General features: G+C 68.8%; 23 protein-coding genes, 1 pseudogene and 1 riboswitch. Of the genes and pseudogenes, 12 read left to right on the top strand and 12 right to left on the bottom strand.

Annotated features, from left to right (window positions below):
- Positions 1 to 111: 111 nt before the first annotated feature.
- Complete coding sequence (locus tag AB0I35_RS08395) at positions 112 to 1,092, top strand: hypothetical protein (RefSeq protein WP_357395153.1); 981 nt, start codon at positions 112 to 114, stop codon at positions 1,090 to 1,092.
- Between the two features lie 5 nt (positions 1,093 to 1,097).
- Here the strand turns inward: AB0I35_RS08395 and AB0I35_RS08390 are convergent, their stop codons facing one another.
- Complete coding sequence (locus AB0I35_RS08390; protein ID WP_067495788.1) at positions 1,098 to 1,955, bottom strand: DUF1266 domain-containing protein; 858 nt, start codon at positions 1,953 to 1,955, stop codon at positions 1,098 to 1,100.
- A 62-nt stretch (positions 1,956 to 2,017) separates the two neighbouring features.
- On the opposite strand from AB0I35_RS08390, the gene AB0I35_RS08385 reads away from it, so the two are divergent.
- From AB0I35_RS08385 to AB0I35_RS08375, 3 genes are all read left to right on the top strand, one after another.
- The gene (locus tag AB0I35_RS08385; RefSeq protein ID WP_067495790.1) at positions 2,018 to 2,290 is read left to right on the top strand and encodes a DUF2277 domain-containing protein; all 273 of its coding nucleotides are present in this window, start codon (positions 2,018 to 2,020) and stop codon (positions 2,288 to 2,290) included.
- A gap of 113 nt (positions 2,291 to 2,403) precedes the next feature.
- Positions 2,404 to 3,945, top strand: coding sequence for an aldehyde dehydrogenase family protein (locus AB0I35_RS08380; RefSeq protein ID WP_357395152.1), 1,542 nt, complete (start codon positions 2,404 to 2,406; stop codon positions 3,943 to 3,945).
- 323 nt (positions 3,946 to 4,268) lie between these two features.
- Positions 4,269 to 5,165 (top strand): LysR substrate-binding domain-containing protein, encoded by an 897-nt coding sequence (locus AB0I35_RS08375; protein WP_357395151.1) that lies wholly within the window; start codon positions 4,269 to 4,271, stop codon positions 5,163 to 5,165.
- Here AB0I35_RS08375 and AB0I35_RS08370 read toward each other — a convergent pair.
- Positions 5,162 to 6,511 (bottom strand): amidase family protein, encoded by a 1,350-nt coding sequence (locus AB0I35_RS08370; RefSeq protein ID WP_357395459.1) that lies wholly within the window; start codon positions 6,509 to 6,511, stop codon positions 5,162 to 5,164. The genes AB0I35_RS08375 and AB0I35_RS08370 overlap by 4 nt on opposite strands.
- A gap of 223 nt (positions 6,512 to 6,734) precedes the next feature.
- On the opposite strand from AB0I35_RS08370, the gene AB0I35_RS08365 reads away from it, so the two are divergent.
- Entirely contained in the window at positions 6,735 to 9,143 is a 2,409-nt protein-coding gene (locus AB0I35_RS08365) for a protein kinase (protein ID WP_357395150.1), read from the top strand.
- A gap of 32 nt (positions 9,144 to 9,175) precedes the next feature.
- Positions 9,176 to 11,008 (top strand): serine/threonine-protein kinase, encoded by a 1,833-nt coding sequence (locus tag AB0I35_RS08360; RefSeq protein WP_357395149.1) that lies wholly within the window; start codon positions 9,176 to 9,178, stop codon positions 11,006 to 11,008.
- Here AB0I35_RS08360 and hpt read toward each other — a convergent pair.
- The 5 genes and pseudogenes from hpt to dacB all read right to left on the bottom strand — a co-directional run bounded on the left by hpt (position 10,999) and on the right by dacB (position 15,479).
- Positions 10,999 to 11,550: a hypoxanthine phosphoribosyltransferase gene (gene hpt, locus AB0I35_RS08355; protein ID WP_067495798.1), complete on the bottom strand. Its 552-nt coding sequence runs from the start codon at positions 11,548 to 11,550 to the stop codon at positions 10,999 to 11,001. The two genes, AB0I35_RS08360 and hpt, sit on opposite strands and share 10 nt — an antisense overlap.
- 47 nt (positions 11,551 to 11,597) lie before the next feature.
- Positions 11,598 to 12,038, bottom strand: a complete 441-nt coding sequence (locus tag AB0I35_RS08350) for a TilS substrate-binding domain-containing protein (RefSeq protein ID WP_357395458.1) — start codon at positions 12,036 to 12,038, stop codon at positions 11,598 to 11,600.
- A gap of 75 nt (positions 12,039 to 12,113) precedes the next feature.
- A pseudogene (gene tilS / locus AB0I35_RS08345) lies at positions 12,114 to 12,821 on the bottom strand (tRNA lysidine(34) synthetase TilS); the annotation flags it as partial.
- A 129-nt stretch (positions 12,822 to 12,950) separates the two neighbouring features.
- Positions 12,951 to 14,009, bottom strand: coding sequence for a zinc-dependent metalloprotease (locus tag AB0I35_RS08340; protein ID WP_357395148.1), 1,059 nt, complete (start codon positions 14,007 to 14,009; stop codon positions 12,951 to 12,953).
- 12 nt (positions 14,010 to 14,021) lie between these two features.
- Positions 14,022 to 15,479 (bottom strand): D-alanyl-D-alanine carboxypeptidase/D-alanyl-D-alanine-endopeptidase, encoded by a 1,458-nt coding sequence (gene dacB, locus AB0I35_RS08335; protein WP_357395147.1) that lies wholly within the window; start codon positions 15,477 to 15,479, stop codon positions 14,022 to 14,024.
- Positions 15,480 to 15,636: 157 nt separating this feature from the next.
- On the opposite strand from dacB, the gene AB0I35_RS08330 reads away from it, so the two are divergent.
- Positions 15,637 to 16,125 (top strand): inorganic diphosphatase, encoded by a 489-nt coding sequence (locus AB0I35_RS08330; protein WP_357395146.1) that lies wholly within the window; start codon positions 15,637 to 15,639, stop codon positions 16,123 to 16,125.
- A gap of 64 nt (positions 16,126 to 16,189) precedes the next feature.
- Here the strand turns inward: AB0I35_RS08330 and AB0I35_RS08325 are convergent, their stop codons facing one another.
- From AB0I35_RS08325 to AB0I35_RS08310, 4 genes are all read right to left on the bottom strand, one after another.
- Complete coding sequence (locus AB0I35_RS08325; RefSeq protein ID WP_067495806.1) at positions 16,190 to 16,420, bottom strand: hypothetical protein; 231 nt, start codon at positions 16,418 to 16,420, stop codon at positions 16,190 to 16,192.
- A gap of 90 nt (positions 16,421 to 16,510) precedes the next feature.
- Positions 16,511 to 18,238 (bottom strand): DHA2 family efflux MFS transporter permease subunit, encoded by a 1,728-nt coding sequence (locus AB0I35_RS08320; RefSeq protein ID WP_357395145.1) that lies wholly within the window; start codon positions 18,236 to 18,238, stop codon positions 16,511 to 16,513.
- The gene (locus tag AB0I35_RS08315; RefSeq protein WP_357395144.1) at positions 18,235 to 18,720 is read right to left on the bottom strand and encodes a MarR family winged helix-turn-helix transcriptional regulator; all 486 of its coding nucleotides are present in this window, start codon (positions 18,718 to 18,720) and stop codon (positions 18,235 to 18,237) included. Before AB0I35_RS08315 ends, AB0I35_RS08320 begins: the two co-directional genes overlap by 4 nt.
- 89 nt (positions 18,721 to 18,809) lie before the next feature.
- Positions 18,810 to 19,631, bottom strand: a complete 822-nt coding sequence (locus AB0I35_RS08310; RefSeq protein WP_357395143.1) for a crotonase/enoyl-CoA hydratase family protein — start codon at positions 19,629 to 19,631, stop codon at positions 18,810 to 18,812.
- A 119-nt stretch (positions 19,632 to 19,750) separates the two neighbouring features.
- On the opposite strand from AB0I35_RS08310, the gene AB0I35_RS08305 reads away from it, so the two are divergent.
- The 4 genes from AB0I35_RS08305 (at position 19,751) to AB0I35_RS08290 (ending at position 21,429) form a co-directional block, all read left to right on the top strand.
- The gene (locus AB0I35_RS08305; RefSeq protein ID WP_357395142.1) at positions 19,751 to 20,227 is read left to right on the top strand and encodes a YbaK/EbsC family protein; all 477 of its coding nucleotides are present in this window, start codon (positions 19,751 to 19,753) and stop codon (positions 20,225 to 20,227) included.
- Positions 20,228 to 20,299: 72 nt separating this feature from the next.
- The gene (locus AB0I35_RS08300; protein WP_357395141.1) at positions 20,300 to 20,842 is read left to right on the top strand and encodes a flavin reductase family protein; all 543 of its coding nucleotides are present in this window, start codon (positions 20,300 to 20,302) and stop codon (positions 20,840 to 20,842) included.
- Between the two features lie 67 nt (positions 20,843 to 20,909).
- A complete protein-coding gene (locus AB0I35_RS08295; RefSeq protein ID WP_357395140.1) occupies positions 20,910 to 21,167 on the top strand; it encodes a type II toxin-antitoxin system Phd/YefM family antitoxin in 258 nt (85 codons plus the stop codon).
- Positions 21,160 to 21,429, top strand: a complete 270-nt coding sequence (locus AB0I35_RS08290) for a Txe/YoeB family addiction module toxin (RefSeq protein ID WP_357395139.1) — start codon at positions 21,160 to 21,162, stop codon at positions 21,427 to 21,429. Before AB0I35_RS08295 ends, AB0I35_RS08290 begins: the two co-directional genes overlap by 8 nt.
- 11 nt (positions 21,430 to 21,440) lie before the next feature.
- Here AB0I35_RS08290 and AB0I35_RS08285 read toward each other — a convergent pair whose 3' ends face one another.
- Positions 21,441 to 22,754 (bottom strand): aminotransferase class V-fold PLP-dependent enzyme, encoded by a 1,314-nt coding sequence (locus AB0I35_RS08285; RefSeq protein WP_357395138.1) that lies wholly within the window; start codon positions 22,752 to 22,754, stop codon positions 21,441 to 21,443.
- 41 nt (positions 22,755 to 22,795) lie between these two features.
- A riboswitch (SAM riboswitch) is annotated at positions 22,796 to 22,910 on the bottom strand.
- A 171-nt stretch (positions 22,911 to 23,081) separates the two neighbouring features.
- Here AB0I35_RS08285 and AB0I35_RS08280 point away from each other — a divergent pair.
- On the top strand, positions 23,082 to 23,519 hold the full coding sequence (locus tag AB0I35_RS08280) for a MarR family transcriptional regulator (RefSeq protein ID WP_357395137.1): 438 nt from the start codon (positions 23,082 to 23,084) through the stop codon (positions 23,517 to 23,519).
- Positions 23,520 to 23,611: the final 92 nt, after the last annotated feature.

Raw genomic sequence — 23,611 nt, 5'->3', positions numbered from 1 at the left:
TAGTCGATACATCGCGCAGTTCGGCTGCTGGTGCAGCTGCACTGGTAAACGGCCGGGGAACGGGAGAGGTTCCCGAGTACCCCGTCCGGGTTGTTGCAAGTGGCCACAATCATGTCATGCCCGTCTTATCGTGGGCGAGGACACAACTACAGCGCAGGGGGTACGGACATCGTCGAGCTACGAACACCCACAGCGATTCTGCGCCACGGCGACGGGCGGCTCACCGTCCTGCGGCCGGGTACCGACGGCGAACGGGTACTCGACGTTCCCATCGCCGACCTGCTCAAAGTCCGGCTGAACCGCCGCGCCGACGACGCGGTGGTGATCGAGATCTACCTGCGTTATCCCACCGCCGTACTCACCGGTGTGCCCGCCGACCGCACTCCGCTGCCGGTGCTGATCGCCGAACACGACGTGCCGACCGCACTCGGCATCGTCGACCGGATCAACGACCAGATCATGGCCACCCAGCGCATCGATATCGCCGCGCCCGATCTCACCCCGCCCGCTCCCGAGTGGGGCAAGTCCGGGCCGGCCCGCGCCGATGTGGACCGCGCCGTGCGCCGGATGGCGCCGCGCAAGGACGCCCGCTCGGCGATCAACGCGCTGCACCGGTACGTCACCTCCGACGAATACGTGCTCGAGACCGCGATCGCCATCGCCTCGCCGCCCGCGGGTTCGGGCGCCGGGCTGCTCGCGGCGACGACCGACCGGTTGCTGTTCGTCGGCATCGGCGGCGATCGTTATGCCCACGAACTGCCCGTTCCCGCGATTCTGGGCGCCAGGACCGTCGAGAGTCATGCGGCGCCCGGTGAGGTCGACACCAGGCACGGCGGCTCGGGGATGGACGTCAGCGACGGCAATCGCACCCTGCATTTCGCGGGTGTCGATCGGGCCGACATCGAACGCGTGACCTGCGCGGTGAACTTCGCCGTGCGCAGACAGGCGGCCGACGGCGCGCCGGGGCCCGCCGATCCCGGCGTCACCCAGCTCTACAGCGAATGGGAGCTGCTGGTGGAGCGGCATTCGCTCGGCATGGTCGACGACACCCAGTTCCAGCGCTACGGCCGCGGGATCTTACGCAGCCTGTAGGCCGGTCAACTGGGTTCTTCGGCCGGCGCCTCGGTCTTGGGTTCGGACTCGTTGAGTTCGATGCGCCGCCAGGGGCTGGTCGGGCGGGTCCACAGCCGCAGCAGTTCCATCCGCCGGTCGACGCCGCCGTTCTTGAGTTCGGCCAGATCCTCGGTGGCCTGCCAGTAGGTCCAGCCCGCTAGATAGGCGTCGCCGAACTGGCGCCAGTTGCGGTAGCGGCGCTGGGCGGGCGGCAACGCGCGCATGACGTATTCCCACGCCACATCGGCCTCGAGGTACCCGGCCGTGAACGCCATTCGTGCCACCGCGACCACGCGCGCCAGATCCCAGGCGTGGATGTCGTTGGGCAGGGGGCGGGCCAGGTGCTCGGTGAAACCGATCTTGATGGCCTGGGCCCAGATGTCGTAGTCGCGGACCAGCGCCTCCGGGTTGTCCATCCCGCGGAACGAACCGACCTGGCGCAGGAAGGCGCGGTGCCGGTCGGCGCGTTCGCCGAAACGGTCGCGTTCACTGGCATTGACGGACGCCATCACCAGCGGATGCACCAGCGCGTACAGGGGCGCGTGCATGCCTTCGAGAAGCTGTTCCATCGAGGCGCGCGCCTCGTTGCCGTCGGTGATTCCCCATGCGCCGGTGAGCGTGTCGATGGCGAGTTCACGCCGGTCACCGAGGGGGTGCTCGCGTTCGGGACCGAGCAGCATGGCGTCGTGGAAGGCGTCCCAGCGGGTCGAATAGAAGGCACCCAGTGCCAGGGCGCGCAGCTCGTCGTCGCTGACGCCCGCCCCCGACCAGTGGTCTTCCTCGCGCTCGTCGAGTTCCGGGTAGGGAAAGGTGGTCAGCGCTGGTACTCCCCGAGCAGGCATGCGGCCGAGTCTAGTGTCTTCTTGTCCTGCAGTGATGTGCCCCACAGGTCTATTGTTCTGTCATGTGTAGAAATATCACCGTCTTGCGTGGTCTGGAGCCTGCCGCCACCGAGCAGGAGATCTACGCTGCCGCCTTGCAATATGTGCGCAAAGTCGGCGGCATCTCCGGGCTGAGCAGCACCACCAAACCCGCGGTCGACAAGGCCGTCGCCGCCATCGCCGCGGCCACGACCACCCTGCTCGCCGAACTCCCCGACCGCCGCGTGCCGCCGCCGACGGAACCACCGTTGCGCCGGATCGCGGCACGCGATGCCGAGGTGTCCGAGACCGGGTAGACCTGAGGACGATTCGCGCGCACCGGGGAACCGGTGCGCGGATAACCCGTGACGTACGGGCCGGACCGTGCCAGGCTGGTTGTGATTCACACAACGCAGTGGGGAGCACGACCGTGACACAGACCGACCAGGTGATCGACGTCCGCAATCCGGCAACGGGCGAATCCGTGGGAACGGTGCCCGTCACCGACCCGGACGACGTCGCGGCCGCCGTCCGCGAACTGCGCCTCTACCAGCCCGAATGGGAGGCCATCGGGCCCAGCGGGCGCAAGGAGTGGCTGCTGAAGCTGCAGGACTGGTTGATCGACAACACCGAACACCTGGCCGACGTGCTGCAGTCCGAGACCGCCAAACCGCGCGTGGACGCACTGATCGATCCGGCCTTCGCGGTCGATCTGGCCGGTTATTACGCCCGCCGGGCCGCCAAGTTCCTCGGCGACGATCATCCGTCGCCGCACAGCCCGCTGGCCAGGGTCAAGGCCCTTACCGTCACCTATCGGCCGTACCAGGTGGTCGGTGTCATCACGCCGTGGAACTTCCCGCTCGCGATGCCCGCGATCGACGTGTTCCCGGCGCTGGCCGCCGGTGCCGCCGTGATTCTCAAGCCGTCGGAGGTGACGCCGCTGTCCGCGGTCGAGCTGGCGCGCGGCTGGGCCGAGATCGGCGCGCCGCCGGTGTTCAAGGTGGTGACCGGCGCGGGCTCGACCGGAGCGGCCGTGGTCGACAACGCCGACTACATCCAGTTCACCGGTTCCACCGCGACCGGCCGCAAGATCGCGCAGGCCTGCGCCGACCGGATGGTGCCCTACAGCCTCGAGCTCGGCGGCAAGGACCCGGCGATCGTCCTGGCCGACGCCGACCTGGACCGCGCGGCACACGGCATCGCCTTCGGCGGCATGTTCAACGCCGGTCAGGTGTGCATTTCGGTGGAGCGGGTGTATGTCGAGGCACCGGTATACGACGAATTCGTCGAGAAGCTGACGGCTGCCGTCGCGGCGCTGCGCCAAGGCGCCGACGACCGTGAGTCCCGCAACGACGTCGGTGCGCTGGCCAACGAGAACCAGCTGCGCATCGTGGAACGTCACGTGAACGAGGCCGTCGCGGCGGGCGCACGGGTGACCACCGGCGGTAAACCGACCGGCGTCGGCACCTTCTTCGAGCCGACAGTGCTTGTGGACGTCGATCATTCGATGTCGTGTGTCGCCGAGGAGACCTTCGGGCCGACCCTTCCGGTGATGAAGGTGGCCGACGAGGACGAGGCGGTACGGCTCGCCAACGATTCGATCTACGGCCTCTCGGCGTCGGTATGGACGGGCGACAAGGCGCGTGGCGAACGGGTGGCGCGCCGGTTGAACGCGGGCGCGGTGAACATCAACGACGTGTTCGCCAACCTGTTCAACTTCGCCATGCCGATGGGCGGCTGGGGCAAGTCGGGCGTCGGCGCGCGCTGGGGTGGCGCGGCCGGGATTCGCAAGTACTGCCGTGCCCAGGCGATCACGGCGCCGAAGCTGCCGACGATGTCCAAGGAATTGTTCTGGTTCCCCTACGACATGAACAAACTCGTCGTGGCGGTGGCGGCGATGCGGTTGGCCGGTGCGCGTGGGCTGCGGCGAGTGGACCTCGCCAAGGTGTGGCGTCTCAAGGGCGGCAAGTAGCTTCCGCAAACCCTATTGTGAGCAATGTCACTAATTCGCCGGTTCTGCGTGGTCAGCGCGCCGCCGCAAGGCCCCGCGACAGCACGCGAAGCGTCGATCCCGCTGTGAAAAGCGACGCATTTGCCCTGGTCAAACGCCCAGGTGGCGCAATGGGGCCGCTCACATCGATCGTCGGCGAAATTCGATCGGACTCGGTGGTGCGTTGCACCATGCCAGGCCATATGCTGTGAGATACCGACCTGGTGACTGTTTTGACCCGCTTTCGCGAACTTCTCTGCCCGTTTTGGCTAGATTTTCCCGACCGATTCTGATAGCAAGGTGCTATGGACCCGCATTTGCGCGATCTGCGGTATTTCGTCGCCGTCGCTGAGGAACTGCATTTCACCAACGCCGCTCAGCGGCTGCATATTGCCCAGCCGACGCTTTCCCGCCAGATCCGCCAGCTCGAACGCCAGCTCGACGTGGTCCTGTTCGACCGCAATCAGCGCAGCGTCGCCCTCACCGTCGCCGGTAAGGAACTGCTCGAGGGCGCCCGCAAGATCCTCGAGCTGTGGGAGGTGACCAACGTGTCCCTCCAGGAAGCAGGCGAGGTGCTGCGCGTCGGCATCCAGTCCGCGCTCGGTCGCGGCCTGCTCAACGATCTGGAAAGCGCGAGCGGACACCGGCTGGCGCTGCACGCGGCGTCCTGGAACGATCCGTCGAGCGGCCTCGCGGGCCGCCAGGCCGACCTGGCCCTGGTGTGGCTGCCGCTACCCGACCCGAACCGCTACCGCTGGCAGGTACTGCGCACCGAACCACGCTGGGTGCTGCTGCCCGAGAACCACGCCCTGGCCGAGCACGACACCATCGACTTCGCCGATCTGCTCGACGAACCGTTCGTCGCCCTGCCGACCGAAGCAGGCGCGGTGCGCGATTTCTGGCTCGGCAACGACGCGCGCGGTGGCCGCGCGGCCAAGATCGGCGCCGAAGCCGCCACCCCCGAGGACAAGCTCGAGGCCGTGAGCCTCGGCCTCGGTGTGTGCCTGCTGGCCGAGAACAATGTGCCGATGTACCGCTGGCCCGGTCTCACCGCGCGGCCGGTCGCCGGTCTTTCGCCGTGCGAGCTGGCCGTCGCCTGGCGCGCCGACGACACCCGCCCGACGATTCTGGAATTCGCCGGTCGCGCTGTCGACGGTGGTTTCTCCGAGCCCGCGCAGGCACCGCAGCCGATCGCGGTCTAGTTCGTCAGTTCGAGTTGGGCGGCCAGGCCGAGCAGGGTGGCCTCGGTGCCGGGTGGGCCTGCCAATTGCGCGGCGAGCGGGGTGTGCGCCTCGGGATGGATGCCCATCGGCAGTGACGCAGCCGGCCAGCCGACCAGATTCCACACGCCGGTGAACGGTGCGTAGCGCACCGAGGACACGACATTGGCGGCCCAGCCGCGCCTGCTCCACTGCCGCGCCTTGGGCGGCGGGGCGGCCAGCGTCGGGGTGATCACCACGTCGAAGTTCTCGAAGAAGTCGAGCAGCCTGGCTTCGGCCCGGTCGGCCTGGCTCGCCCGGACCAGGCGCAGGCGGCGGATGAACCGGCCGAGCGCCAGGTGCCTGCGGGTGCGTGGTTGGAGCCGGTCGGGGTCGGCCAGTCGCTCGGCGTCGGCCAATCCCGCTGTCGGCCAGCGCAGCAGCATCGCCAGCGCCGCGTCGCCGTAGGGCAGTTCGACGGGCTCCACGAGGTGCCCGGCCGCTGCCGCGCGCGCACCCGCGGTGCGCGCCGCCGCCGTCCAGTGCCGATCAACCCGGACCAGTCGCGACGGCGGAGCCACGGCCAGTCCGATACGTAGTCGCTGCGGTGGCCGTAGGTCGGCCAGGTCGCTGCGGTCGGCCAGGACCGAGAGGGCCAGGGCGGCGTCGGAGACGGTGGTCGCGAGGATGCCGTTCTCGGCCATGCCCGACCAGGAGTCGGCGCCGATTCCGGCGGGAACCACGTCGCGACCGGGTTTGATGCCGAAGACACCGCAGGCGGCGGCGGGCACCCGGATCGAGCCGAGCCCGTCGTTGCCGTGCGCGATGGGGACCAGGCCCGCCGCGACGGCCGCGGCCGCGCCGCCGGAGGAACCACCCGGCGTGCGGCCCACATCGCGCGGGTTACGGGTGACGCGCCCGTCGGCGTCGGTGGTGGCCCACAGACCGAGCTCGGGCATCGCGGTCAGCCCGACGACGATCGCGCCCGCCGCGCGCAGTCTCGCGACGACCGGGTGATCGGCCGGTTCCGCCTCGGCGGTCGTGGCGGCCGAACCGGCCGTGGTGGGCTCCCCCGCGACGGCGATGTTCTGCTTCACCGCGACCGGCACCCCGGCCAGCGGCAGCTCGTCCAAGTCGGGTCGGGCGCTGAGTTCGAGTGCCTCCGCGCGCGCCTGCTCGGACCGCACGACGGTGAAGGCGTTGATCTTGTGGTTCTCCGACGAGATGCGGGTGAGTGCGTCGGTCACCGCGTCGGCGGGCGTGATCGTGCCCGCTCGCACCCGCGCGGCCAGGGCTGCGGCCGGGCCGCCGATCGGGAAGTCGTCGGCGGGTTGGTGGGAGGAGTTCATCGCCACCTCAGCGTCCGTCACGCCGTCGTCGTCGACGGACTCCCATGCTACCGCTGTGAGGTCATCGTGCATGTGCGGATTCGCCCCCGTCGCATGGTCGTCGAAAATCGGGTGATCAGCTCTCCAGGCGCAAGTTATCATTTCGGGTACGGCTCGGGGCACGATGACGTCGGGTGTGGCGGAAGGAAATTCGTACCGATCCGCGCGAACCTTAGGTCGGCTGATGAGTGATAGCACCGCAAGCGGTGAACAACCCGACGCGAGTACCGGTCGGTATCTGAACGTGCGCGCCGACATGGTCGAGGCATTCGCCGCCGCCTGGGGCACGGTCGACGGCGAACCGCCCGATATCGCCGAGTTCCTCCCCGATGCGCGCACGTTGCGCAGGCAGGCGTTGCACGAGTTGATCCGGGTGGATCTGCGTCAGCGGTGGTTGCATCACGCCGCCGAAACCATCGCCCGCAAGCGGCTCGCCGAGTACTGCGCGGAATTTCCCGAGCTCGAGCCCGAGGCGCTGCCCGCCGGGCTGGTGTTCGAGGAGTTCGTGATCCGCAGGCACAGCGGTGAGCGGGTGGATCCGCGCGACTGCCTGCGTGAATACCCGCACCAGGCCCCCAGCCTGCGCGCCCTGCTCAACGCCGACGACCTCGACCAGAGCACCCACCGCGCCGTCGACCCCGACGCGACGGTGAACCAGCCACCCGAGCAGACCCGTAGTACTCAGGTGCCGAACTTCGATCTCACCGCGACAGCGACCGCGGCCGCGACAGCGACCTCGGCCGCCACGGCGCCCGATTCGGTGCCCGGCGCGTTCGTCGCGCTCGACCGGATCGAGATCGGTCAGCGGATCGGCGACTTCGAGTTGCTCACCGGGCTGGGGACGGGTGCGTTCGCGCGGGTGTTCCTGGCGCGGCAGCGGTCGATGCAGCGGCTGGTCGCGGTGAAGATCTCCGCCGATCGCGGCACGGAACCGCAGACGCTCGCCCAGCTCGACCACGACTACATCGTCCGCGTGTTCGATCAGCAGTTGCTCGACGCGGATCCCGAGCCCACGGGCGCGCGCCGGTTGCGGCTGCTGTACATGCAGTTCCTGCCGGGCGGCACGCTGCTCGGCCTGTTGCGCTGGGTTCGCGCGACCGCGCCCGCCGAGCGGAGCGGCAAACTGCTGCTCGAGGCGGTCGACGCGGCGATGGAGGAAAAAGGCGAGATCCGCCCTACCGATTCCAGTGTGCGCACCGAGATCGCCGCGCTGAGCTGGCCCGAAACCGTCGCCTGGTTGGGGCGCAGGCTGGCCGAGGCGCTCGACTACGCCGCCGCGCACGGTGTGCTGCACCGCGACGTGAAACCGGCGAATGTGCTGCTCACCGCCGAGGGCGTGCCCAAGCTGGCCGATTTCAACATCAGTTTCAGCCGGTCGGTCGAGGGCACGAGTCCGGTCGCCTACTTCGGTGGGTCGCTGTCGTATATGTCGCCGGAGCAGCTGGAGGCCTGTCATCCCGGGCGCGGCCGCAGTGCCGCCGACCTCGACACCCGAGCCGACATCTACTCCCTCGGCGTGGTGCTGTGGGAGTTGCTCACCGGGGCGAAACCGTTCGACGACTCCACCGCCGAAGCCGAGGGCCGAGGCGACGAGACCACCCTCGAGGCCATGCTCGAGCGGCGCAGTTCCGGCGTCGACCCGGCCGCGATGGAGCGGGTGCCGCCGAACTGCCCCTCGGCGCTGCGCCGCGTCCTGCTCACCTGTCTGACGCCCGATCGGGCGGGCCGCTGGGCCGACGGCGCGACGCTGGCCAAACAGTTCGACCTGTGCCTGGACGACCGCGCTCGTGACCTGGTCGACCCACCGCCTAACAGCTGGCGGATCCGGTTGCGGCGCTGGCCGCTGCTGGTTCTGGTGCTGGCCATCGGCATTCCCAACGCCCTGGCCTCCTGGTACAACATTCAGCACAATCAAACGCTGGTGGTGAGCCGGCTCGGTGAGTCGGCGCAGCAGACGTTCATCATCATCACGGCCGGGGTGAACCTGGTGTTCTTCCCCGCGGGCGCGGCGCTGCTGATCTATCTGGCCCGTTTCCTGCTGGGTGTGCCCGGCGGATTACGCAAGGGCAGACGCTACGACCCGGCCACCCTGCGCCGGGCCAGACACGACACCGTCCGGTTCGGCGACCAAGCCGTGGTCGTCGCCTTCTCGCTGTGGGCGCTGGCCGGGGTCACCTTCCCCATCGCGCTGCAACTGGCCACCGGCAATGTGCCGGGGCGGGCGGTGGTGCACTTCCTCGCATCGCTGCTGGTGTGCGGGGCTATCGCGGTGGCGTACCCGTTCTTTCTCGTCACCTTCTACCTGATCCGCTGCCTCTACCCGGTGTTCCTGCGCCACGGTGAGATCAGCGCCGACGACAGCGCCTGGCTGCGCGGGTTGAGCCGCCGCTGCACCTGGTATCTGGCCGTGGCCGCCTCGGTGCCGCTGCTCGCGGTGGCCGGGCTGACCTTCCTGCCGCCCACCGACATCCCCTCGGTGATCGTCGCGGTCCGGGTGCTGTGCGTGGGTGGCATCATCGCCTTCATCGGCTCGTACCTGCTGTTCCGCGCGCTCGAGGCCGACCTGCGCGCCCTGGAACGGGTGGTCAGCTGAACCATCACGTGCCCGCGTGCGTATGCCCAGCCGTGAGCTCCACCCGCACCGCGGAGGCGACCCGGCCATCGCCGGTCCACAGCGCGACCATGCATCCGGCCGACTGCCGTGCGCTCGACCGGATCGAGGTCGGCACGCGGCTCGGCGATTTCGAATTGCTCACCGAATTGGGCGCTGGCGCGTTCGCGCGGGTGTTCCTGGCCAGACAGCGGTCGATGCAGCGGCTGGTCGCGGTGAAGATCTCCGCCGACAGCGGTACCGAACCGCAGACCCTCGCCCAACTCGACCACGACTACATCGTGCGCGTCTTCGACCAGCAGGTCATCGACGGCTCGACCCCGCTTCGCCTGCTGTACATGCAGTTCCTGCCCGGCGGCACCCTGCTCGGCGTACTGCGCTGGGTGCGCGCCACCCCACCCGCCGAACGCACCAGTGCCCTGTTGCTCGACGCCGTCGACGCGGCCATGGAGGAAAAGGGTGAGATCCGCCCGGCCGACTCGGCGGTGCGCGGTGAGATCGCCGCGCTGACCTGGCCCGAGACCGTCGCGTGGCTGGGCAGCAGACTCGCGGCCGCGCTGAGCTACGCCGCCGCACGTGGCGTGCTGCATCGCGACGTGAAGCCGGCCAACGTGCTGCTCAGCGCCGAAGGCGTGCCCAAGCTGGCCGATTTCAACATCAGTTTCAGTCACTCGGCCACCGAGGTGTCCGCCGCGTCCTACTTCGGTGGCTCGCCGGCCTACATGTCGCCCGAGCAGCTCGAAGCCTGCTACTTCGGGCGCGATCCCGCCGACCTCGACACCCGCGCCGACATCTTCTCCCTCGGGGTGTTGCTATGGGAATTGCTCACGGGGACAAAACCTTTCGATGACGTCGACGACGACCCGGCCGCGGCGCTCGACCGCCGTCACGGTGCGGTGGTCGGCGAACTGCCCGCCGATTGCCCGGCCGCGTTGCGCCGAATTCTGCTCACCTGCCTGTCGCCCGAACGCGGGAATCGCTGGTCGGACGCCGACCTCCTGGTCGCGCAATTCGACCTCTGCCTCGACCCCCACGCCCGCGAACTCGTCGATCCCCCACCGCGCAGCTGGCGAAACCGCTTGCAGCCGTGCCTGTTTCCCGTACTCGCCCTGGCGATCCTCATCCCGAATCTGCTGGCTGCCTACTACAACCGCGGACTCAACATGTCCCTGCTCCACGGACTCGACCCCACGGTCCAACCCATCCGGCGGACCTATGCGATCACCATGAACGCGGTCTTCTTCACCGCGGGCGCCGCCACGATGATCTATCTGGGCAGACGGCTGCTCACCGTGCCCCGCCGACTGCGCGCGGGCAGACCGATCGAGCCGGCCGTGCTCGCGCGCACCGGCCGCGATTGCCTGCGCCTGGCCGACTGGGCGGTCGCCGTGGCCTTCGTGCTGTGGATCGCGGGCTCGGCCGGGTTGGCGATCCTGCTGAACCTGGTAGACGACCCGCCGATGCGCACGGCGGTCCACCTGCTGCTGGTCGCCTGCCTGTGCGCCGCGGTGGCGATGACCTACCCGTTCTTCCTCGTCACCCTGTACCTGGTGCGCTGCGTGTATCCGCTGCTCCTGCACCACGGCCAGGACCTGCGCGCCGACCACGCGGCGCTGTCGGGCCTGCGTGCCCGCTGCCACCGGTACCTGGTGGTGGCCGCGTCGATTCCGCTGCTCACCATCGCGGGCGCGACGTTCCTGCCGGTCGACGACCTGCTCGCGACGCTCACCCCGCTGCGCACGGTGTGCGCGGGCGGGGTGCTCGGTTTCGTCGGGGCGCTGCTGGTGTTCCGGGTGATCGAGACCGATATCCGCGCGCTACTGCGCGTGGGCTCGGCTCAGGAGTAGACGGCGGGATTCAGGGTGCCGATGTAGGGCAGGTCGCGGTAGCGCTCGGCGTAGTCGAGGCCGTAGCCGACGACGAACTCGTTGGGGATGTCGAAGCCCACGTGGGCCACGTCGACGGGGGTGCGTAAGGCGTCGGGCTTGCGCAGCAGGGTCACCACTTCCAGCGAGGCCGGGTTGCGGGTGGCCAGATTGCGCTTGAGCCACGACAGGGTCAGGCCCGAGTCGATGATGTCCTCCACGATGAGGACGTTGCGGCCCGCGATGTCCTTGTCCAGATCCTTCATGATGCGCACGACGCCCGAGGACGAGGTGGACGACCCGTAGGACGACACGGCCATGAATTCGAGCTGGGTGGGGATGGGCAGGGCCCTGGCGAAGTCGGTCACGAAGAAGATCGCGCCCTTGAGGACGCAGATCAGCAGCAGGTCGCCTTCGGGGGAATCCGGCGGGTATCGCTTGGCGACGAGTTCGGCGAGCTCTTCGATCTTTGCCTTGATCTCGTCTTCGGTGATCAGCACCGACGCGATGTCGTCTCCGTACACGGAAGTGGGTATCCCTTCGTGGTGTCGGTCCCGGCTCGACCGATCCATTATGTGGCATCGAAACGCGGCTGGGCGCGCACGGTCAGCGTGCCATGTTCGCGCACCACGACCAACCGGTGGGCCCTGCTCCCGCCCCCGATGGCCACCCCACCCTGGCCGCGCCAGTTGCCCACCAGCTCGTCGATCGCCTGTAAGTGGGCGTTCATCAGGCCCCGGACGCCCTGTTCGGCCAGCCAGGCGCGGATCGCCCGGCGACGTAAGGGTGCGGGGGCAGTGGTCAGGATCTCGATCGAGAGGGCGGTGCGTTCGGTGTCGCCGGGGCCACTGCCCTGCTCGACACCTACCCACTCCGGCCCCGCCGAGGGCGCGGGCCACTGGGTCCCACCCTCGGATTCGGCCCACGCGGGCGCCTCGCGAGCCCCCGGTTGATCGATCTCATCGCTGCCGGGGTCTGCCCGCGCAGGCGGCGCAGGCCCGGCCGCCGCCATCGGCCGCACGTTCGGGCCCCTGCCGGTCGAGGTCGCGTCTCGGCGGTGAACCGGCAGCAGAGCAGCACGCGCGAGTTCATCTGCCAGGCCGTCGAGGACTGCACCGTCGGCACGTAACTGGTCGGCGGTGCGAGCCAACGCCCGCGCGACACCGCCTCCGAGCACCTCTTCGAGCAGCGGCAACACCTCGTTGCGCACCCGCACTCGCGTGTAGGCCGGGTTGTCGTTGTGTGGATCGCGCCAAGCCTCGATCCCCAGGTCGGCACACACCTGCTCGGTCTGGGCCCGCCGCACCCCGAGCAACGGCCGCCCCCAGGGCTCGTTCCACGCCACCATCCCCTGAATGGACCGGCCGCCCGAGCCGCGCGCCAACCCGAGCAACACGGTCTCGGCCTGATCGTCGAGGGTGTGCCCGAGCAGCACCGGCCGCCCGTCCCGCACCGATTCCAGCGCCGCATACCGAGCCGCCCGAGCCGCCGCCTCGACGCCACCGGCACGCCCGACCTCCACCGCTACCACCCGAGCCGCGGAGCACCCGAGCGCGAGCGCCTGCTCGGCAGCACGCCGAGCAACCTCACCCGACCCCTCCTGCAACCGGTGATCCACGACAACAGCGGTCACCGCCCCGCACTCGACGACCGCGGCTGCGACCAACGCCAGCGAATCGACCCCGCCGGACAATCCGACAACGACCGGCCCCCGCCCGCCCCTGGCAACGACCCACTCCCGCACCGCACGCCGAACCGCGAGCACAGCCGAGGTCTCGGGCAGCTTCGGCGCCATCACCGACCAGCCTGTCGCTGTGCCCACCACGCAAGACCATCCCGACGACACGACCCAGTGCCGCTACCGGTCGCGCAAGTCATACCGGCAGGCTACTCAGCCTCAGGCTGATGCCTGCGCCGCGGACCTCTACAGCACGCGGTCGATCCACCGCTGCGGCGCATCGACCTCGTCCAGCCGCGGCAGCGTGTCCGCATTCGTCCAGATCGTGTTGAACTCCGTGACGCCCACCCGTTCGACCACCGCGTCCACGAACTTCTTGCCCCGCACGTATTGCGCCACCTTGGCGTCCACGCCGAGCAGCGCCCGCAGGATCCGCTGGATCGGGTTGGACGGCTTCTGCCTGCGCCGATCGAACGCGGCCCGGATGTGTGCCACGCTCGGCACCACCGAGGGGCCGACGGCGTCCATCACGTGGTCGGCATGCCCTTCGAGCAAGGTACCGAGCATGAGCAACCTGTCCAGCGCCTCGCGCTGCGGTGGCGCCTGGGCCGCGCGCAGCAGGCCGACGATGCCCTTGGCGTTGGGGTCGTCGGTGAGGTCACCGTTGCGGCGGGCGCGCAGTTCGCCGACGAGCCGGGTGAGCATCTCGCTCATCGGTTCCTCGCCGACCTCGCTGAGGATGTCGACATTGGTCCGCATGTATCCGGCGAGCCAGGGCGCCGAGGAGAACTGCACCCGGTGGGTCACCTCGTGCAGGCACACCCACAGCCGGAAATCGCTGGAGTCCACCCCGAGGGCACGTTCGACGCCGAGAATATTGGGCGCGACCAGCAGCAATGTGCCGTCCGCACCGGTGAAGGGGTCGTATTGGCCGAGGATCGCGGTGGACAGGAACGCCAGCATGGTCCCGGCCTGCACGCCCGCCGGTTTCCCCGCGAACGGGCCTTTGCCCGCGCCGGTGCCGGTGAGCACCGACATCGAGTCGGCGGCCGCCGCGATCCAGCCGGGCCGGTCGACGATCCGCGCCTCGGGCACCGGCCGGTCGTCGAGCAGCCCGCTCACCTCGCGCACCGGCATCTCGGCGAGGATCGAGGCCGAGGCCAGTTCGGCGACGACCTGTTCGGCGGTCTCGCGCGAGGTGCGTGGTCCCGGTGGCGCGAGCAGCGCCCCGGTTCTCGCGGCCAGCCGCCAGTCGACGACCGCACTGAATCCGGGATTCTTGCGCCCGGTCTTGTCCTCGCTCATCGCCACCCGCTCTCAGGAACATCCACAGTTGCGCAGGGCACCCGCCACCGCGTCGAGCGCGGGTCTGCTGACCTCCGGCAGCCGGTCGTTGGACATGAGTGCGAAGGTCAGTACCCGCCCGTCCCGGTCGAGCACATACCCCACCAACGCGCTTGCCACGCTCAGAGTTCCGGTCTTGGCCCGCACCCAGCCCGCTCCTTGCCGGTTCTGGGTGACGAAGCGAGGCGCGAGCGTCCCGGTTCCGCCCGCGACGGGCAGGTCGTCGAGCAGCGGCGCCAGAGCCGAAGCACGCGGATCGTTCTCGGGCCTGGCCTGGGTACCGGCGGGCACGACGGCGGCGTCACCGGTGGGCTTGGCGGCGGTGGCGACGATGGTGTCGAGCAGCCGCGGCGGCACCCGGTCGTCGACGGACAGGCCGCTGTTGTCGGCCAGGTGCAGGCCGCTCACATCGAAGCCGGCGGTGGTGAGCGCGGCGGCGGTTGCCGCGGTGGCACCGGCGAAGGAGGCCTCGCGTCCGGTGGCGACGGCGAGTTCGCGCCCGATGGTCTCGGCTAGGACGTTGTCGGAATCGATCATCATGTCGTGCAAGCGGATCCGCAGCGGCGCCGACTCGACCTTCGCGATCTCGGCACCGTTGCTCGCGGCCTGGCCGACGCGCACGGCGGCCGGGTCGATGCCGAGTTCGGCGGCCAGGGCGCGGCCCGCGTCGAGTGCGGGGGTCGAGGTGCGCGGGGAGTAGTCGGCCGACGGGTCGAACCGCCCACCATCGAGCATCACCGGTTCGATGGGGGTGATCGAGCCCTCGGGGATGTCGATCGGGTCCCAGCCGGCCGCCATGGTCGGACCGGTGTAGGCGGAGGTGTCGACGACGATCGCGCTCGCCTGCCTGCCCGCCGCCTTGATCTGCGCGGCGAGGTCGGCGATGCGCGGACCGTCGGTGTAGTAGCCGCCGTCGGCGCGGGTGGTGAGCGTCGGATCACCGGCGCCGACGAGCACCAGCTCCCCCGGCGCTCCGGCGACGACCCGGGTGGCCACTCGTTGATCGTCGGGCAGGGTCAGCAGCGCGGCCGCGACCAGCATGATCTTGGCCGTCGACGACGGGATCATCGCCTTGGTCGGCTCCTGGCTCCAGAGCACGGTTCCGCTGGTCGGATCGGTGACCTGACCCGCGAACGCGCCGAGATCGGGGCTACTGGTCACCTGCGCGAGCGCGGCGGCGATCCCGCCGACCGTCGGCGCGGGTGCGTCCGACCTGGCCGGGGCGATGGCGGTGGTCGGTGTGGCGGCCGACGGCGCGTCGGCGACGGTGAGCCCGCCGTGCCGGAATTCCGGCGTCCACGGACGGGCGATCGCCGCGAATCCGCCACCGATCACCAGCAGCGCGACGACCACCGCCGACACCCAGATCCACCCCGACCGGCGACGTCGCGGCTCCTGCCATCCGGGATTCTGTTCGCTTGGACCGATCACGACCGTCGTTTCTCCTCTAGCCCGCCCGACGCCCGGCCGCGCTGAGCCGCCTGCCGCACCGGTGTTCTGGCACACCACACTATCCTCGTTGCGCAACGGTTCCCCAGAACGATCTGGCGATTCGGCACACAAGCACTCGAACGAGCAAGGAGATGGCGTGGAGTTCGACGTCACCATCGAGATTCCCAAGGGTTCTCGGAACAAGTACGAGGTCGATCACGAGAGCGGCCGGGTGAAGCTCGACCGGTACCTGTACACCTCCATGGCCTACCCGGCCGACTACGGCTTCATCGAGAACACCCTCGGTGAGGACGGCGATCCGCTGGACGCGCTGGTGCTGCTGCCGGAATCGGTGTTCCCCGGTGTCATCGTCGAGGCCCGCCCCGTCGCGGTGTACCGGATGACCGACGAGGCCGGTGGCGACGACAAGATCCTGTGTGTGCCCGCGGGCGACCCGCGCTGGGACTACATCCAGGACATCACCGACGTCCCGGAGTTCGAGCTGGCCGCGATCAAGCACTTCTTCGAGCGCTACAAGGATCTCGAGCCCGGCAAGTTCGTGAAGGGTTCGGAGTGGCTCGACCGCGCCGAGGCCGTCAAGATCATCGACGAGGCCTTCGCCCGGCTGAAGGAATCCGGCCACTGAGCCGATAGACGCCGAAAAACGGGAAGTCCGAAGGGGATTGGACTTCCCGTTTTTCGTGTCCGGATCAGTACCAGATGTACAGATCCCAGCCTTCCCAGGTCTCCACGCACTGCCAGTAGTACCCGCCGGTGTAGGACGACTCGCCGTCGGCGCGGCACTGGTAGAGCTCGTAGTAGGTGCCGTAGTACGTGCCCTCCGGCGCTGCCGCGGCGGCGGTGCCCGCGGTGACCGTCGACACCCCGGCGACGGTAGCCAGGGCCAGCAGTGCGGCGGCGATGGTGGTCTTGATACGCATGTCGTTCTCCTGATGTTCGTTGCGACATCAGGAACGTTATGGCTGTTCGACCACCGAAACAGCCACCCCTAGGGGGCCTTTCGGGCCCACCTAGGTCGCTTCACCTTCCCCACCCCTGGTGACTTGCGCGGTGGTGTCGACCAGCGCGCCGACCCCGTCGGCGGCTTTCGCGTCGCCCGCCGATTGCAGGCCACCCGACATCCGCAGCGGCACTTCCTTCCAGAACAGCACCAGCAGCAGCGCCAGCAACGCCACGCCGGTGGCGAACAGGAACACCGTCGACATCGAGTCGGCGAAGCCCACCTGGAACGGTTCGGCCAGCTGCGGGTCGAGCTGCTGGATGATCGAGCTGTCCTGCAATACCTTTCCGGCCGCCGAGGTGTCCTGGGCGAGCAGACCCTGCGACAGTGCCGCGTCGGCCGGATTTGTGCTGCGCGCGCCCTCGACCACGGCCTGCTGGTAGGCCGGATCGGTCGAAGCCTGCCGCAGTTCGTCGGTGATGTTCGGGGTGAGCAGGGTGAACAGGACCGAGAGGAACACCGCGGCGCCGAGGGTGCCACCGATCTGCCGGAAGAATGTGGCGGCGGCGGTGGACACCCCCATGTCCTTGGGCGGCAACGCGTTCTGCAACGCGAGGGTGAGCGGCTGCATCAGATTGCCGAGGCCGAAACCGGCGACCGCCATGAAGATCATCGCCAGCCACAGCGGGCTGTGCGCGTCGAGCAGGTGCAGCAGGAACAGGCCGAGGGTGAGCGTGGCCGCGCCGATCACCGGGAAGGCCCGGTAGCTGCCGGTTTTGGAGATCAACCGGCCCGAGAGGATGGAACCGAGCATCAGCCCGAGCACCATCGGCAGCATCTGCAGTCCCGCCTCCGTGGGACCCGCACCGCGCACCACCTGCAGGTACTGCGGCAGCAGCAGCATTCCACCGAACATCGCCGCGCCGACGACGAACGAGATGACGACGCCGAGGGTGAAGGTGACATTGTCGAAGATGCGCAGCGGGATCAGCGCCGCGTCACCCATGTACTTCTCGATCGCGACGAACCCGATCAGTCCGAGCGCGCCGATCACGTAACAGATCACCGAACCGGTACTGCCCCATCCCCACTCGCGCCCCTGTTCGGCCACGATCAGCAGCGGGACCAGGCCGACCGCGAGCACGAGCGCGCCGGCGAAGTCGATGCGGTGGGTGGCGTGCGGCTTGCGCGGCAGGTGCAGCACCCGCGTCACGACGACCAGCGCGAGCAGGCCGAGCGGCACGTTCACCAGGAACACCCAGCGCCACCCGGTGATGCCGAGAATGGTGTCCTGCCCGGCGAGCAGACCGCCGAGCACCGGGCCGAGCACACTCGAAATACCGAACACGGCAAGGAAGTAGCCCTGGTAGCGGGCGCGTTCGCGCGGTCCGATGATGTCGCCCATGATGGCGAGCGCCAGCGACATCAAGCCGCCCGCGCCGAGACCCTGGAAGGCGCGGAACGCGGCGAGCTGATACATCGACTGCGCCAGCGTGCACAGCAGCGAACCGACGATGAACAATCCGATCGCGGTGAGGAAGAACGGCTTACGGCCGAACATGTCGGAGAGCTTGCCGTAGAGCGGCGTGCTGATCGTCGCGGTGATGAGGTATGCCGTTGTCGCCCAGGCCTGCAGCGAGTAGCCGTGCAGGTCGTCGGCGATGGTGCGGATGGAGGTCGACACGATCGTCTGGTCCAGCGACGCCAGCAGCATGCCGAGCATCAACCCGGACAGGATGGTCAGAATCTGGCGGTGGGTGAAACCGGCGGGCGATTCCTCCGTGGCCACGGTCGTCACGAGTCGTTCTCCGATACGTCGGCGTTGAAGGATTGCAGCAGGGGGCGCGCCCGGTCGTAGTCCGCCACAAAGCGGGTGAGCAGGTCGGCGAAGCGTTCGCGGTCGTCCTGCGTCCAGTCCTCGGTGACGATGGTGATCGACTCACGACGGCGGTTGCGGATGCGATCGGCGGTCTCGCGGCCGTAGTCGGTGGCCCGCAGCACGGTGGCGCGCCCGTCGTCGGGGTCGGCCGTGCGGACCACGAGCCCGCGTTCCACCAACTGGGCGACCTGCCTGCTCACCGTCGAGGCATCCGAGTTCACCGCCTCGGCCAGCGCCCCTGAGCGCATCGGTCCGTCGCACACCAGCCGGAACAGCACGACGAAGCCCGCCGGCTCGATGCCGGAGCGGTCCTTCATCTGCGCCAGGGCCCGGTCGCGCAGCCGGTGCAGGCGCACGAGCTGGACGGCGATCGTGTCGATCGCCGGGTCGAACTCGGTCACCGCATCACCCTTTACTTGCAGCAGTCAATTAGTTGTGTGATGCAAGTATGTAGGCAGACCGGTTGCCGGAGCAACCCTTCAGGCCGGCTTTACTCGCCCTTGAACTGCGGGGCGCGCTTCTGGAAGACCGCCGTCATCGCCTCGGTGAGGTCGTGCGACGGCAGGAACGCCGCGTTCCACGCCGACACGTAGCGCAGGCCGTCGGCCACACCCGGCGCGGTCCGGTGCTCGAGCACATCCTTGATGCCCTGCACCACCAGCGGCGGATTGTCGGCGATCTCGCGCGCCATCGCGTGCGCCGCCGCGAGCACCGCTTCCTGATCGGCGAACACCTCGTTCACCAGACCGATCCGCTCGGCCCGGGCCGCGTCGATATCCTTTGCGGTGTAAGCCAATTCGCGCAGGTTACCCTCACCGATGATGCCCGGCAGGCGCTGCAGCGAACCGATGTCGGCCACGATCGCCACCTTCGCCTCACGCAGGCTGAACTTGGCGTCGGCGCTGGCCAGACGGATATCGGCGGCCGCGATCAGGTCGAGCCCGCCACCGATGCACCACCCCGACACCGCCGCGATCACCGGCTTGACACAGGTGGCCACCGAGGTGACGGAGTCCTGCATGCGCCGGACCTCCTTGAGGAACTCGGTGCGCTGGGCCGCCTTGGCGCCGTCGGCCAGCACCGGGCCGAGCGTGCCGCCCATCGCGGCCAGGTCGAGGCCGTAGGAGAAGTGCTTGCCCGACCCGGTGAGCACCACGGCGCGCACCTGCGGATCGGCGTCCAGCTCGGCGAAGATCTCCGGCAGTTCGCGCCAGAAATCCGGTCCCATCGCATTGCCCTTGCCGGGCCCGGTCAGGGTGACCTGGGCGATATTGTCGGCGATCTCGACGGCGAAGGCCTTCCATTCACTCATGCGCTGATTATGGCCCCATCGGGTGATCAGACCGTGTCCGACGTCGGGAGCGAATTCACGGCAACCCGAAAAACTCACTCTCCCGGCATAATTCGATCGGCCGTCCTACTCTGGATGACATGCGCAGGTCGTCCTTGCCGATGGTCGCGTGCCGGGTGGCCGACACGCTCATCGCGCGCGGCCACCACGGCGTCATCGTCTCCCCCGACACGCCGACCACCAGCGCCATCGATGCCGCCCGCGCCTTCGGCGCCCACCCCAGCGCCATCACCACCGCCCAGCTGTTCCTCCTCGACAACGACCCGGTCCTGCTGCTGGTCGCCGCCCATCACCAGGTGGACCTGCACCGCACCGGCCCGCGCCTCGAAGGAGAACTCACCCCCTGCCCCACCGCCCTCGCCGAACGCGTCACCGGCCAGCCCATCACCGGCACCGCCCCCGTCGGCCACCCGACCAACCTGCCCACCTGGGTCGACACCGCCCTGGCCGCCCACCGCGAAATCTGGGCCGCGGGCGGCCACCCCACCACCGTTTTCCGCACCAGCTACCGCGAACTCATCCGCATCACCGCGGGATTGCCCGTTGACATCGATTGAGGGGTTTTTCTCGCCGTGAGCCTGTCCATAGGCGGGCCAGGACGTCGGGCGTAGTTTGGGGCTGTGGGCGATATGCGACGAACTCCGGCCGATCTAGTGGTTCCCGACGACCTGAGTGGGATCACCGCCGAGCAGTATCGGGCGTCGATGCGGCACTATCCGGCGGGCGTCACGGTGGTGACGATCGGCGCCGACGCCGGTCCGGTGGGTTTCACCGCGACCTCGTTCGCCTCGCTGTCGCTGGAACCCCCGCTGGTGTCGTTCAATATCGCGCACACCTCGTCGAGCATCGAGGCGCTGCGCTCCGCGGAGTCGGTGGTCATCCATTTCCTCGGCGAACACCAGCACCACCTGGCCCACCGCTTCTCCCGCTCCGCCGCCGACCGCTTCACCGACCGAGCCCTCTGGACCACCCTCGACACCGGCGAACCGATCCTGCACGGCACCCCCATCTGGCTCCGCACCACCATCCACCAACTCATCGACCTGGGCGACCACACCCTCGCGGTAGGCCTGGTAACCCGAGTCCACGACGAATCAGCCGACTCCCCCTCCGCCGCCCCCCTGCTGTATTACAACGGCAGATACCACCGCCCCACCCCCCTCGACACCTGACAGTCGATCGACAACACAAGCGCGGTGGTCGTACAATATTTTGTACAACTACCGAGCGAGGTTCCCGATGACTGCACTACCTATCTCCACCGCCCGCCAGAACCTGTTCAAGCTGGTACAGCAGGTCAACGACGACCACGACACCGTCACGGTCGTTACAAAGTCCGGAGAGAACGCGGTCATAGTCGCCGAGTCCGATTGGAACTCGATTCAGGAGACCCTGTACGTACTTGCCACGCACGGCGGTGTGCGACTGCTCGAATCCGCTCGTGACGCACGTGAAGGCAAGTTCGAAACCCATGAGCTGATCGATCCTGATGCCTGACCGCAAGCTGGCATTCAGCGCCTACGGGTGGGAGACCTATACCTCATGGCTTGCGCGTGACCGTACCGTCCTCAAAGCAGCGAACAAGGTCATCACCGCCGTTTTGGCCGATCCGTTCGCGGGGATCGGCAAACCTGAGCCGTTGAAGCATCACCTCGCCGGCAACTGGTCGCGCCGCATCACCCGAGAACACCGGATGATCTACTACGTCACCGATTCCGAGATCGTCGTCATCGCTGTCGGCGGCCACTACGACGAGTAGCCGCCGAGCGTTCAGCCGATGAGGCAGGGGGTGGCGCCGGTGGGGTCGGGGGTGAGGGGGCGGGTTTCGGGGGTGGGGTTCCAGTGGCCGTTGATGGGGGCGTAGGTCCAGGTGGGGCCGGTGGTTACCAGGGTGGTGAGGGCGGTGATCAGGCGGTCGATGTCGGCGGGGGTGGTGCCGAGGCCGATGCTGGCTCGGAGGGCGGCGTCGAGGCCGAGGCCGGTCAGGAGCGGGTGGGCGCAGAAGCGGCCGTCGCGCAGGCCGATGGCGTGTTCGGCGGAGAGGTAGGCGGCGACGTGGCCGGGGGTGTAGCCGTCGACGGTGAAGGCGACGATGCCGACGGAGTCGGGGCTGTCGGACCAGATCCGGACGGGGTTCACGCCGGGGACGGCGGCCAGGCCGTCGCGCAGGCGGTCGGCGAGGGCACGCTCGTGGGCGACCAGTTCGTCGGGGTCGAGGGCGGCGAGCGCGTCGCAGGCGGCGGCGATGGCGGCCGCGCCGAGAACATTGGGCGAGCCGGCTTCGTGGCGTTGCGGCGCGGGCGCCCACTCCGCCTCCGCCACACCGACATTGCGCACCGCGCCACCACCGGCCAGGTACGGTTCGGCCGTGTCGAGCCAGTCGCGCCTGCCGACGAGCACCCCGGATCCGAACGGCGCGTACAGCTTGTGCCCGGAGAATGCCAGGTAATCGATCCCGCTCTCGCGCAGGGAGATCCGCCGATGCGGCGCGAGCTGGGCGGCGTCGACGAGAATCCGCGCACCACACAGATGCGCGATGTGGGCCAGCCGCTCCAGCGGCAGCACCTCACCGGTCACATTCGACGCGCCGGTGACGGCGAGCAAAGCCGCAGGCCTGCTGCACAATTCGGCGACGATCCGCTGAATGGTCTCCTCGAGCGTCGCGGCGGCCCGGACCACCCTTCGCCCGTTGCGCGTCCACGGCAGGAAGTTGGCGTGGTGTTCGATGTCGAGCACCACCGTCTCCCCCGGCACGCAGCCGGCGAGCAGGTTCAGCGAGTCGGTGGTGTTGCGGGTGAACACGACGACCTGGTCGTCGTCGGCGTCGAGGAACCGGGCGACCGAGCCGCGTGAGGCCTCGTAGCACTCGGTGGAGATCCGCGAGGCGTACCCGGCGCCGCGGTGCACGCTGGCGTAGTACGGCAGCAGTTGCGAAATCCGGTCGGTGACCTGGCGCAATGCGGGTGCGCTCGCCGCGTAGTCGAAGTTGGCGTAGGTGCTCGTTCCGCCCTGGACGAGGGGAACGCGCAGGTCGGCACCGGAAACGGCGGCGAGGGCACAGGTGGGGTCGATTACAGCGGTCATGACGAATATCCCGTCGGCTCAGGGACTCACCACGTAGAGAGAGTCCGCGCTTGCCGCGTCCACCTCGGACGTCGGCCTGGTCGTCACCCGGAGCACCCCACCGCGGAGGAGGGTTGCCGACCAGCTAGCCGGGGCTTGTCGCTGGTACTCGTGACCTGGCATCGAGATTGGCAGACGATCCGGGCCGCTGTCAACCACCGATCGAAAGATGTTGCTCGCCAGCACGTCCCGATTGCCCCCGAATTGCCCATGCGCGAACAAGCGGCACTCCCGATCATGGACACCCCAAATGATTGAGTTCCCCCACTATTTGTTAGAGTGGCCGCCATGCCCTCGACCACGAACTCCGAACGCGGCCTGACGCGCTACCCGGTGTACGCGCTCGGTCGGCTCACCAAGGCCATGCACGCCGCGATCGACATCCCACTGCGGGACCACTGGGTGCTCACCTTCATCGGGGAGAACGCCGACCTCACCCAGAAGAAGGTCGGCGAGTCGCTCGGCATCGACCGCAGCGAGGTGGTCCGCCTGATCGACGCGCTGGAGGGCGCGGGCCTGGTCGAACGCACCCGCGACGGCAAGGATCGCCGCAAATACCGGCTGCGCATCACCGACGCGGGCCGCAAGCAGTGCAAGCGCACCGACAAGCTGATCGCCGAGGCCACCGCTCGCGTCCTGGCCCGGCTCGACGCCGACGAACAGGCCACCCTGCACCGGCTCGCGCTCTCCGCGCTCGGCGAGACATCCGCGGCGCCCGCCCCGTAGCTACCGGGCGCGCACGACAACTCCCGGTACCGTTGGCAACTGGTGACCATCCCGTTTGCCCTCCGGTAACCCGACCGTGAAACAACAGACAC

The sequence above is a fragment of the Nocardia sp. NPDC050378 genome (assembly GCF_040655675.1).
Taxonomy (GTDB): domain Bacteria; phylum Actinomycetota; class Actinomycetes; order Mycobacteriales; family Mycobacteriaceae; genus Nocardia; species Nocardia coubleae.
The sequence above is the reverse complement of the archived record's forward strand: the minus strand, read 5'-3'. Positions and strand labels throughout refer to the sequence as shown.

Bases quoted from the DNA above. Each gene is read 5' to 3' on its own strand.
- AB0I35_RS08290 (WP_357395139.1), top strand. From the start codon at position 21,160: ATGCCTGACCGCAAGCTGGCATTCAGCGCCTACGGGTGGGAGACCTAT.
- AB0I35_RS08395 (WP_357395153.1), top strand. From the start codon at position 112: ATGTCATGCCCGTCTTATCGTGGGCGAGGACACAACTACAGCGCAGGG.
- AB0I35_RS08370 (WP_357395459.1), bottom strand. From the start codon at position 6,511: ATGAACTCCTCCCACCAACCCGCCGACGACTTCCCGATCGGCGGCCCG.
- AB0I35_RS08310 (WP_357395143.1), bottom strand. From the start codon at position 19,631: ATGAGTGAATGGAAGGCCTTCGCCGTCGAGATCGCCGACAATATCGCC.
- AB0I35_RS08280 (WP_357395137.1), top strand. From the start codon at position 23,082: ATGCCCTCGACCACGAACTCCGAACGCGGCCTGACGCGCTACCCGGTG.
- AB0I35_RS08305 (WP_357395142.1), top strand. From the start codon at position 19,751: ATGCGCAGGTCGTCCTTGCCGATGGTCGCGTGCCGGGTGGCCGACACG.
- AB0I35_RS08285 (WP_357395138.1), bottom strand. From the start codon at position 22,754: ATGACCGCTGTAATCGACCCCACCTGTGCCCTCGCCGCCGTTTCCGGT.
- AB0I35_RS08325 (WP_067495806.1), bottom strand. From the start codon at position 16,420: ATGCGTATCAAGACCACCATCGCCGCCGCACTGCTGGCCCTGGCTACC.
- AB0I35_RS08375 (WP_357395151.1), top strand. From the start codon at position 4,269: ATGGACCCGCATTTGCGCGATCTGCGGTATTTCGTCGCCGTCGCTGAG.
- AB0I35_RS08365 (WP_357395150.1), top strand. From the start codon at position 6,735: ATGAGTGATAGCACCGCAAGCGGTGAACAACCCGACGCGAGTACCGGT.
- AB0I35_RS08385 (WP_067495790.1), top strand. From the start codon at position 2,018: ATGTGTAGAAATATCACCGTCTTGCGTGGTCTGGAGCCTGCCGCCACC.
- AB0I35_RS08340 (WP_357395148.1), bottom strand. From the start codon at position 14,009: ATGAGCGAGGACAAGACCGGGCGCAAGAATCCCGGATTCAGTGCGGTC.
- AB0I35_RS08300 (WP_357395141.1), top strand. From the start codon at position 20,300: ATGCGACGAACTCCGGCCGATCTAGTGGTTCCCGACGACCTGAGTGGG.
- AB0I35_RS08390 (WP_067495788.1), bottom strand. From the start codon at position 1,955: ATGCCTGCTCGGGGAGTACCAGCGCTGACCACCTTTCCCTACCCGGAA.
- AB0I35_RS08350 (WP_357395458.1), bottom strand. From the start codon at position 12,038: ATGGCGGCGGCCGGGCCTGCGCCGCCTGCGCGGGCAGACCCCGGCAGC.
- AB0I35_RS08295 (WP_357395140.1), top strand. From the start codon at position 20,910: ATGACTGCACTACCTATCTCCACCGCCCGCCAGAACCTGTTCAAGCTG.